The following is a 10794-nucleotide window of genomic DNA, read 5'->3' as shown; positions in this document are numbered from 1 at the left end:
GAGGAAGCTCAGGTTCCTCCCCGCGGAAAGCGAGTGGCCGTAGCGCAATGGAACGAACGTGTTGAGACAAATCAAAGAGATGGGAACAGCGAGTGTTCGTCTTTTAGAAGCAATCATTTTGTTATGTCCTAAACTCTTTACTTTTTTTCTCATTATTCATAAGTACCGTCGAATTAGGCATACTAACGAGCATATAAGGCTTGAAAAACAATATGCCTTGTATAGGAGGTCTTTCCAGCGTGCTAAAACATGTCAAAATCTCTGAAAAACAATTCATCGTGCTACTTAGCCTTTATATAATTGGGAGTGCTATTTTAGTTATCCCATCTATCATTGTTTCAATTGCAAAACAAGATGCTTGGATTACAAGTATTTTAACGCTAATCATCGCTTTAGGTATTATGCCTTTATACATAGCACTAGGAAGACGATATCCAACAATGCTATTTACTGAGTTCACCGAAGAAATTCTCGGCAAATGGATTGGCAAATTGTTTTCTATCATTTTTTTAACTTTCCCTTTAGTAGCAGGTTCTTTAACACTTTATAATATTGGTGATTTTATCATTACGCAAGTTATGCCTGAAACCCCCATTGTTCCCATTTACGTATTTGTGTTAAGCGTATCGTTGTTTGGCGTTCGCTTAGGACTTGAGGTTTTAGCACGTTCCGGTGAAATCCTATTCCCATGGGTCGTTGCTCTCTTTAGCCTACTCGTACTATTTCTTACTAAACAAATTAACTTTGATCACTTTCAGCCATTCTTTACTATGGGTTTGCGGCCTATTTTCATTTCTACAGTTCACTTTTTGACATTTCCATTTTTGGATACCGTTGTTTTTTTAATGATTTTTCCTTATGTTAAATGGACGAGTAAAAAGCGCACACCTGTTTATATCGGTACACTGATTGGCGGTGTTTTCTTAATTATCATTATTTTTCTTTGCATTTTAGTTTTAGGAGTAAATCAAACTTCTGCTCGTCTTTCTCCTACCTACCTATTGGCTCAAGAAATTAATGTGACAAATTTCATAACCCGCATTGAAGTAATTGTCGCTATAATTTGGTTTATTTCAATTTTCTTCAAGCTTAGCATTTTGTTGTTTGTATTAAACTTAGGATTAGCGCAGTTATTTAACTTAAGTTCATATCGTTTCTTAACCCTACCTATCGGATTATTGTTTTTAGCTTCTTCCAATATCTTTGTGCCAAGCGGTCCGTTTTTAGGAACTTACACGCTTACTACTTCTCCTTTTTATACAGGCACAATCGGCTTTGTTCTGCCTCTTTGCCTTTTTGTTATTGATCGAATAAAGAAAAAGCTAGTGGATTCTTAACTACTTTACTTAACGAACGCCGAATTTTACGCTAAACTACGATATGAAAACGTTAAATAAAAAGGGTAGGGAGAATAAAAAATGAAAACAGAAAAAGAAAAAATGATTGCAGGAGAAATGTACATATCTGGAGATTCTGAATTGATTAAAGATCGCACTCATGCAAGAAAGATAACAAGATTATTTAATCAAGCAGTTGAGACAGATGATACTTACCGTATGAGTTTAATAAAAGAGTTGTTTGGTTCCACTGGAGAAAATATCTATATTGAACCAATCTTCCGCTGTGACTATGGATACAACATTCATGTAGGCGAAAACTTTTATGCAAACTTTGATTGCTTAATTTTAGATATCTGTCCTGTAACTATCGGTGATAACTGTATGCTCGCACCAGGCGTTCATATTTATACAGCTACTCACCCGCTTGATCCTGTTGAACGTAACAGCGGTAGAGAATACGGAAAGCCTGTGGTCATTGGAAATAACGTTTGGATTGGGGGCCGCGCTATCATCAATCCAGGCGTTACTATTGGTGATAATGCAGTCATTGCATCAGGAGCCGTTGTAACGAAAGACGTTCCTCCAAACACAGTTGTTGGTGGAAACCCTGCACGAGTTATTAAAGAAATTAATAGATAACCGGGACAATGAAAGCTGGAACATAAGTATTTCAGCTAAGCAAATATCCGAACTTTTGTGAATTACCTTGCAATGGTTCGGATATTTTTTCTTTGCTCCGAAAATGCATGGAATGAATCGTAATGAACAACGAACATGTTCTTATAACCTAAATCCGTTAGAAACGTCATAATTCGCCTTTAAGAAGAACTCTTTTCTTTGTGTTTCAGCCTCTTTTTTGAAATCAGGTAGTTTGTCCAATCCCTTTTTGTAGCAGCGCATATGATATAAGGTGTTACAAAATTAGGAGGATTGGTATTATGCTAACATGGATTGCATTAACTACAGGTTCACTTGGTGTAATTACACTTTTGTTTTTTGTAGTTAAAAAATTGGTACAAGCTTTAAAGGTTAAACAACCAGCATTTGCCCAAGATCAATTTATTGTTAAATTTAATGATAACGTTGATGAAGATACAATTGCTTCAATTCATAAAAAATATAAATGTGAAGCTTCATGTTGTAATGAAACATTAGGTTTTCAAGTGGTTACTACAGCTAAAAATATTAATAAGATGATGAAAATATACTCAGAGCTCGATGAAGTTGAATACGCAGAACCAAACTACGTTTTTGAAGCTTCCTATATTCCAAACGATCCGTTCTATTCCTTTCAATACGGCCCTCAAAAAGTAAGTGCTCCTTCTGCATGGGATGTTACTCAAAGCAATGCTGGCATTAGAATTGCCATACTTGATACAGGCGTCCAGACAAACCACCCTGACCTTGCATCAAAGTTAGTTCCTGGCTATAACTTTATTGATAATAATACTGACACAAATGACTTTAATGGTCACGGCACTCATGTAGCTGGCATTGCTGCAGCAACAACCAATAATGGAGCTGGCATTGCTGGTATGGCTCCTTTAGCATCAATTCAGCCAGTAAAAGTGCTTTCAAACAGTGGTAGCGGATTACTAAGTCAAGTTGCCGATGGCATTATTTATGCGGTCAACCAAGGAGTACAAGTTATTAATTTGAGTTTAGGCTCTCCTCAAGACACCATTACGCTTGAAGGGGCTGTTAACTACGCGGCTAGCCAAGGGGTTGTTGTTATTGGAGCAGCCGGCAACAATGGTAGCAATGCCCTCACTTACCCTGCAGCTTACGCAAACGTAATTGCAGTTGCTTCCACAACTTCCTCTGATCAACGCTCTGTTTTTTCAAACTTTGGAACTTGGGTACAAGTTGCAGCATCAGGCTCTAGCATTCTATCCACTTACCCTACAAGCACTTACTCTTATTTAAGCGGTACGTCTATGGCAGCTCCACACGTAGCTGGGTTAGCAGCATTATTAGCAGCTCAAGGACGTAGCGCGTCTCAAATTCGTACAGTCATTCAAAATACTTGTGACCCAATAATAGGTACAGGAACAAACTGGGTTTATGGTAGAATAAATGCAGACAGAGCCGTGCGCTCTCCTCTATAAAATTTAAAAGTACGAACCGGATTTACCAAAGGTACGTCCGGTTCTTTTACGTCAAAAAATATTTTCTTGCTAAAAGTGTTAAATTTTATGACGATATGGTAAAAAATACTTTACGGGTAAAATAGTTCTTTGTACCATATATCTTGTGGTTTGTTCTGAAATTTTCAAAGGTTATCTTTCAGATTCATAAAAATATTATTTACATACACATGACAATTTAGATTGTAAAGGAGTCTTTAATATGGCTAACACTCAGCTACAGCATCGATATGTTCATGGATTAGATGGACTTCGAGCGCTAGCTGTTATATTTGTATTTGCATATCACTATGGCTTTAGTTGGGCAAGCGGCGGCTTCTTAGGCGTGTCCATTTTCTTTGTTTTATCAGGATATTTAATTACATCTATTTTATTGAAACAATATGACGAGCACCAAAAACTGCTCCTTCCTTCGTTTTTTAAAAGCCGAATACGAAGGTTGTTTCCTGCAGCTTTTTTCATGGTTGTATGCGTAGTTGCTTGGACGGTTTTATTCAAACCATCTCTTTTATCTACTTTACAAGGGGATGCGATAGCAGGATTGCTCTATGTAAGTAACTGGTGGTTTATTTTTCAAGATGTTTCATATTTTGATAGCTTTCAATCACCTTCTCCCATAAAAAATTTATGGTCACTTGCAATCGAAGAGCAATTTTATATCATATGGCCACTTTTATTGCTAATTGGACTGCGGTTTACAAGGAAGAAAAAGACTGTTCTTTTCATTATAAGCTGCGGAGCCTTAGTGTCTGCACTATTAATGGGAGCTCTATATGAACCAGGTATGGACCCCAGTCGCGTTTATTACGGCACTGATACACGATCATTCGAATTGCTAATTGGATGTTGCTTAGCATTTGTTTGGCCACTCTATCGCTTATCTTCTAAAAATGTCCCAAGCACAGGAAAGTTCATTTTAAACGTTGCTGGCCTTACAAGCTTGCTGTTAGTGTTTTTATGCACTTCATTACTAAATGAATTTGCCCCATCAATGTATCGAGGAGGTATGCTTTTAGTTAGTTTAAATGCCGCTGTCCTCGTCGCAACGATTTCACACCCTAGTAGCATAATTGGTAAACTACTATCTTTTAAGCCGTTACGATGGATTGGTACACGATCGTATGGCATTTACTTATGGCACTACCCTATTATTACATTAACAACACCTACTACTGAATTTGGTGAGTTCAATTATGTACATATCAGCTTACAAGTTATAGCGACATGCTTCATCGCAGAAATCTCTTATCGATTTATTGAACAACCTATACGAAAAGAAGGCTTCAAAACCTTCTTTAGGCAAACACTGCCAACATTCAAACCGTCGGCTACATTTCGTTCTCATCTAAAATTTGCTGCGCCTATAGTATTTGTTATTTTTTTCTTATTGTTTACACTTGGCGTTACGGGGATTTTAGAACCTAAAAAAACAGAAAGCAAACAGCCTGAAGCCGTTCATATTGAAACAACAGCAAAGCCAATATCACAGGATAACAATCTGAAAGAAAAAGAATCATCGGCAAAGGAACCTTCCTATACTCAAGTTCTATCAATTGGTGATTCAGTCATGCTTAACTTAGCTGACCCCCTGCAAGAAACTTATCCTAATATTGTAATTGATGGCAAAGTTGGTCGACAGCTATCAGAAGCGTTAAACGTCGCAAAGAACTATGCTCAGTTTAACGAACCTTCTAGTGCAGTTATTATTCAACTTGGTACGAATGGTTACTTTACAGAAGAACAGCTAGATGAACTACTTAAGCAGTTCTCAAAAGCAGATGTGTATCTCATCAATGCACGAGTTCCACGACAATGGGAAACAGAAGTAAATGAGAAGTTAGAAAAAGCAGCAAAAGAATCTAAAAACGTGATGCTTGTTGATTGGCATACTTTAGGAGCCAATCATCCAGAATACTTTACCAAGGATGGCGTTCATCTTCTTCCAGAAGGTGCCGAACAATTAACAAAGCTTATCTATAAAGCTATGCTAAAAAGTACGGACATCTCATAAGCCTATAATTCAACCCAAACAAAAAGAGGTGCGAAATGCACCTCTTTTTTGTTTGGGTTATAAGCTCGGTTCTACTTAGAAAAAGATTGAGCCTTCTCAATAGTTTCTTCTACAGATTGCTTTTGTGCTTTCCTTTGTTTCATTTTCCCTGCTCCAATAACTACAGCAATGACTAACACTTCAAAACCATACTTAACGAAACCATTTTCAAAATAAGGCTTTAGAAACGGCTCGCCAACAATCATTTTAGAAGCGGTCCAAGCTAGTACTGCCGCTCCAATTATAATAATAATCGGAAACCTTTCTACCCATTTTAAAATTAACGTGCTTCCCCACATCACAATAGGAACTGAAATTAACAACCCTAGTACTACTAATAAAAAGCTTCCATGTGCTGCACCGGCAACTGCCAATACGTTATCTAACCCCATTAATGCATCTGCAATAATGATTGTACGAATTGCAGCCCACATGCTATCTCCAGCTTTTACATCATGATCTTGATCTTCAACCAAGAGCTTATACGCAATGATCGTTAATAAAATTCCTCCAACTAAAAGTAAACCTGGAATCTCTAATAACCAAACAACTGCTAATGTTGCAAGCATACGAATAACAATTGCTCCAATTGTTCCCCAAATGATTACTTTTTTCTGCTGATGTTTGGGTAACTTTCTTGCTGCTAAACCGATTACAATTGCGTTGTCGCCAGCTAAAACTAAATCAATAATAATAATAGCAAGAAGCGCTGACAAAAACTCTGCACTTAAAATGTCCATTCTCTTTCTCCCTTATCTATCATTTCTCTAACGTTTTCTATTATAAAGGATATCAGTGTAAATAAGTTGAAAATTTTCAAATAACCGAAATACATCCTATTATCCTACTTTCATCAAAAAAGAATGCTCACCTACAAGTGAGCACTGGACAGCTTACTGTTTAATTGTTTCTTTCATCTTTTTTGGCCAGATAAAATAGCTAATGGTGATACACAAATCGATGGCTAAAACTAAAGACCATATTCGCAGTATACCGCTTAACGCTTCTGTTTGTTGTGAATCATTTAATAGATAAATAAGCGCACCTAAAAGACCAGCTCCTATTCCATACGCAACTAAATGTTGAAACCATCCCTTTAGCCCATGATTAGCGTGCTCTCTTCCAAAACGTTTGATTGGTTTTTGCCCCTGCTTCATCACATAATATAAGAAATGCTCATCTGCCCATTTAATCATGCTCTTACCAAATGCCAGCGATACTCCAATATAAATGGCTGCAATACCATGAACAGTCGTCGCTTTCGTACCATTATATAAATCAATTCCAGTAACAAGCAATAAGATCAAATCAATAACCGGCGTTAATGCTAAAAGGAAAAAACCCATCTTTTCTTTTTTAGCTATATATCGTGTTGTTAACCCTAACAAAATAACAATCCAAAAAGCAATTTCGCACCCTACAATCATCCAAGCAATAAAATTCAAGCCTCCACCCCTCTTTTTTAATACAGTTGTATTATTTAAATCCATTTTAGCATTTCTTTTTTATTAATACAACTGTATTGTAAAATTGCAACTTGTCTTTTTTATTGCTACAATAAATTCATGCCAAAATTAGTTGATCATCAAAAACGAAAAGAACAAATTGCCAGAGCAACATGGCGAGTTATTTTAAAGCAAGGGATGGAAGGTACTACCGTTAGAAATATTGCGAAGGAAGCAAATTTATCACTTGGCTCCTTGCGTCACTACTTTTCTTCCCAAGATGACTTATTAGCTTATGCCATGGAACTAGTTAAAGAACAAGCTGAGCGACGAATTGTTTCAATTGCTTCACAGGACCTTCCTCCACAGGAAAAAGTATTAAAAATGCTGCTAGAGATCGTTCCAACTAATGATGAAAAAATGGCTGAAATGGAGGTTTGGCTTACTTTCACAGCTCATCATAAACATAAAAATCAAGGACCTATTGATGATGGAATTTTCTCCGGTATGAAAAAAATTATGCTTTACCTAGAAAATGAAAACGTATTAAAAGAAAAGATAAACACTGACCTGGAATCAGAAAAGCTTTATGCTTTAATTGATGGGCTAGCACTGCACGCAATGTTTGACAGAGATCGAGTAACTAGCGACAGAATTGAAGCTGTTATTCGTGATTATTTACAAAGCATTTGCTCAGGCCAAGAAAACGGCACATCCTAGGGTGTGCCGTTTTCTACAAATGCCAATTGAACTGCTGCTACATAGCGATAAAAAGAATTCGTATACTGGTTTTTTGTTAGAAAAAAGCTGTCTCTTTCTTGATAGCTAATTTCAAGTTGGACGCCTTTTTCTCGCTTTCCTTTATTCACAACATTATGCTTGTGCGTACCTGATAACAAGTGGTCTTGACCAACAATTTCAGCACTAAACGACGCATCTCTCAACGCCTTGTATACCCACTTCTTTCTCTCTTCATCTAACCCACCGATTAGCGTATGCTTCTTCTTTGTCTCCTTATATCCATGAATGCTAAGAACATATTCTGCTTCTTTCAACATAGATAATAAAGTAGGCTCATCAAAATGAGAAGATGAAATATGCAGTTTACGATTTTGAGCACTTTTCATCCCTTCAAACAGATAATAGCTATTTTGTTTCTCTGCAATAGCAATAGCCATTTCCGATGTTCCTTGCTCAATTCTCCCACCGTGAATGGCTAGCACTAGCAGTTCAGATGAGGTTGCTTGTGTTCTAATTCGATAATCCTTTTCAGCTCGTTCAAACTTTGATAATTCAGCAAAATCTTTATATGTGTCCTTCATACTTGTCTCCCGCTTATTTTATTAACCCTATCGTATCATACCTTTTCTCTACTTATTCATGTAAGTTTAGTTCCCTTCTATAGTAAATTAATGTTCATTTTCAGAGAGCTAAGATATAATAAAAGCCTATTTACTGTTTGTTAACTTAACAAATGAAAAAGGTGATTTCAAATTAAAACGTGGATAAAAGCAGGCTTGCTCTTTCTAGTCGCTATTGTATTAATCATTTGTATTACTAATACTGATTTATTTAATTCGATTCGCACTGGTGATATGGATAAGATAACAGCCTTTTTAAAAGAAAACTTACTAATAACACTGCTGTTCACGCTAGTTGCCATGCTTGTGCAAAATGCGTTTACCATGATTCCACTTGTATTAATCATTGCCATTAACATAAATCTATTAGGATTCGAACTAGGATTGATTTGGAGTTGGTTTACGAGTATGCTAGCAGCAGCTTGCGTCTTTTTAATGGTTCGCTATGTTTTCCAGGATGGATTATTAAAAAAAATAAAGCCTTCTTTACTTGAAAAAATTGAAGCAAACGGAACAAGCTACGTTTTTCAAGTACGAGTTTTTCCGTTCATTCCGACTAGTCTTATTAACTTCGTAGCCGCCGTTAGCTCTATTCGCTTTCAGCAGTTTTTATGGGGAACGGCATCGGGTAACCTCATTTACTTCACCATCTTATCTCTTTTATCAGCAGGATTATTATCAGATATGATTAATGAATACGTCATTGCAGGGGTTGTTCTTTTAACCGTTGCACTTTATTATATAGGCAAATTCATTTATAAGCGGAAACGATTTCTTGCAAAATAACCAAGCATACAATTCGAATGCTTGGTTATTTTTTAATAGCTTTATTGTTTAATAATATTAAATAAGATATACTGTAAAAGTTTGGAGTTATTTAAGAAAGGAAGGCTGCTTCTATGAAAAAACAAATTATGATTGCACTCATGCTCGTTACATCACTAGCAGCGATGGAAGGAACGATCGTCAGTACCGCTACGCCTAGAATTACAAGTGATCTATCAGGTATTGAACTAGTGAGCTGGGTCTATGCAATTTACATGTTAGCAACGGCTGTTTCAACGCCTATTTATGGAAAGCTTGCTGATTTATTCGGACGCAAACGCGTATTGTTAGTTGGTATTATTATCTTTTTAATTGGATCAATTCTATGTGGAATGGCAATGAATATGACACAGCTCATCATCTTTCGTGCTTTTCAAGGCTTGGGTGCAGGAGCAGTTATGCCAATTACAATGACCATCATTGGCGACTTAAATAAAGAAGCTCAAGCTCGTGTAAAAGCACAGGGGTGGATTAGCGCTGTGTGGGGTGTTTCTGGCGTCATTGGTCCATTATTAGGAGGATTTTTAGTTGATACGCTGTCATGGCGTTACATCTTCTTTTTAAACGTTCCATTCGGTCTTTTATCCTTGTTTATGATTGTGAAATATTATAAAGAACAAATTCAAAAAGAAAAACGACATATTGATTACCCAGGTGCTGTTACTTTCTCATTAGGAGTTATCGCTTTACTTTATGCACTTTTAACAGGCAGCCAAACACAGCAGTGGACAGATGATTTACTTATTGGTTTGTTTAGCAGCGCGTTTGTACTATTCATTCTTTTCATTTGGATTGAAAAAAGGTCTCCTGAACCGCTTGTACCGCTCAATCTTTTTTCGAATTCTACCATTACAACCGTTAACTTTTTAACACTATTTATGGGCGGTATTCTAATTAGCATTACAGTATACCTTCCTTTATTCACGCAAGGAATTCTCGGAAAAAGCGCCACAGCTGCTGGCTTTATGTTAATGCCAATGCCAGTTTGTTGGACAATTGCCTCTATTTTCTCAGGGCATCTGGTTGCAAAGCTAAGACCTACATATGTCATTACGCTTGGAACAATTTTTTTATTGATTGCAACGTCTTTTTTATTTTCATTAACACAGGAATCATCTGATTGGTCCATTTATGCTTCAATTGGAATTCTCGGCCTTGGTATGGGAATTATTACGCCCGTACTCATGCTAATTATTCAAGGCTCTGTACCACAACAAAAACGTGGAACAGCTATTTCTTTAAATACCTTTACGAATACATTTAGCCAGACTTTAGGAGCTGCCGTATTTGGTACTCTTTTTAACCTTCAAGTGAATGCAAACGGCGGTGATAGTTCAATGATTAATTCATCATTTGAGCACCAAAAGGTAGATCCTGATACGTTAGCTTCTGTGCAAGGGCATCTCTTTGTCGGTATTCATACGGTATTTGCTAGCATCATGATTCTTGCGTTTTTTGCTGTCATTATCGGATTTGTCTTAATCAAAAAAGTAGGACAAAAAGAGCTCTCTCAATCTTAATTTGTTAAAGGTACACCATTATTCTACTGTTACTTCTATATAGATAAAACAAGCCCGCTTCATTCTTTAATGCGGGCTTCTTTTGTATATAACCATATAAGTAGCT

At 36.7% G+C, this 10794-nt stretch carries 10 protein-coding genes; 7 read left to right on the top strand and 3 right to left on the bottom strand.

All coding sequences use genetic code 11. The features are described 5' to 3' along the window. Positions 1-239 precede the first annotated feature (239 nt). The 4 genes from AS180_RS23265 (at position 240) to AS180_RS15750 (ending at position 5498) form a co-directional block, all read left to right on the top strand. The gene (locus tag AS180_RS23265; protein WP_062687132.1) at positions 240-1337 is read left to right on the top strand and encodes a GerAB/ArcD/ProY family transporter; all 1098 of its coding nucleotides are present in this window, start codon (positions 240-242) and stop codon (positions 1335-1337) included. Positions 1338-1418: 81 nt separating this feature from the next. Continuing rightward, positions 1419-1979, top strand: a complete 561-nt coding sequence (gene maa / locus AS180_RS23260; protein WP_061786139.1) for a maltose O-acetyltransferase — start codon at positions 1419-1421, stop codon at positions 1977-1979. Between the two features lie 299 nt (positions 1980-2278). Then, a complete protein-coding gene (locus AS180_RS15755) occupies positions 2279-3448 on the top strand; it encodes a S8 family peptidase (RefSeq protein ID WP_062687131.1) in 1170 nt (389 codons plus the stop codon). Positions 3449-3689: 241 nt separating this feature from the next. Next, positions 3690-5498: an acyltransferase family protein gene (locus AS180_RS15750; RefSeq protein WP_062687130.1), complete on the top strand. Its 1809-nt coding sequence runs from the start codon at positions 3690-3692 to the stop codon at positions 5496-5498. Positions 5499-5569: 71 nt separating this feature from the next. On the opposite strand, the gene AS180_RS15745 is transcribed toward AS180_RS15750, so the two are convergent. Together AS180_RS15745 and AS180_RS15740 are read right to left on the bottom strand one after the other, a co-directional pair. Continuing rightward, complete coding sequence (locus AS180_RS15745; RefSeq protein WP_025910850.1) at positions 5570-6277, bottom strand: TerC family protein; 708 nt, start codon at positions 6275-6277, stop codon at positions 5570-5572. 153 nt (positions 6278-6430) lie between these two features. Further along, positions 6431-6982 carry a hypothetical protein gene (locus AS180_RS15740; RefSeq protein ID WP_062687133.1) on the bottom strand — a complete coding sequence of 184 codons (552 nt, stop codon included), beginning with the start codon at positions 6980-6982 and terminating at the stop codon, positions 6431-6433. Between the two features lie 120 nt (positions 6983-7102). On the opposite strand from AS180_RS15740, the gene AS180_RS15735 reads away from it, so the two are divergent. Next, the gene (locus AS180_RS15735; protein WP_062687129.1) at positions 7103-7702 is read left to right on the top strand and encodes a TetR/AcrR family transcriptional regulator; all 600 of its coding nucleotides are present in this window, start codon (positions 7103-7105) and stop codon (positions 7700-7702) included. Here the strand turns inward: AS180_RS15735 and AS180_RS15730 are convergent. Then, positions 7699-8304 (bottom strand): poly-gamma-glutamate hydrolase family protein, encoded by a 606-nt coding sequence (locus tag AS180_RS15730; protein ID WP_025910845.1) that lies wholly within the window; start codon positions 8302-8304, stop codon positions 7699-7701. The two genes, AS180_RS15735 and AS180_RS15730, sit on opposite strands and share 4 nt — an antisense overlap. 273 nt (positions 8305-8577) lie before the next feature. Between AS180_RS15730 and AS180_RS15725 the strand changes: the two genes are divergently transcribed. Together AS180_RS15725 and AS180_RS15720 are read left to right on the top strand one after the other, a co-directional pair. Further along, positions 8578-9129 carry a TVP38/TMEM64 family protein gene (locus tag AS180_RS15725; RefSeq protein ID WP_061786145.1) on the top strand — a complete coding sequence of 184 codons (552 nt, stop codon included), beginning with the start codon at positions 8578-8580 and terminating at the stop codon, positions 9127-9129. 113 nt (positions 9130-9242) lie between these two features. Further along, positions 9243-10688 carry an MDR family MFS transporter gene (locus tag AS180_RS15720; RefSeq protein ID WP_025910843.1) on the top strand — a complete coding sequence of 482 codons (1446 nt, stop codon included), beginning with the start codon at positions 9243-9245 and terminating at the stop codon, positions 10686-10688. The last annotated feature ends 106 nt before the right edge of the window (positions 10689-10794 follow it).

The sequence above is a fragment of the Priestia veravalensis genome (assembly GCF_001457055.1).
Classification (GTDB): domain Bacteria; phylum Bacillota; class Bacilli; order Bacillales; family Bacillaceae_H; genus Priestia; species Priestia flexa.
Note: the sequence above shows the minus strand (reverse complement) of the source record. Positions and strands in the feature narration are given on the sequence as shown.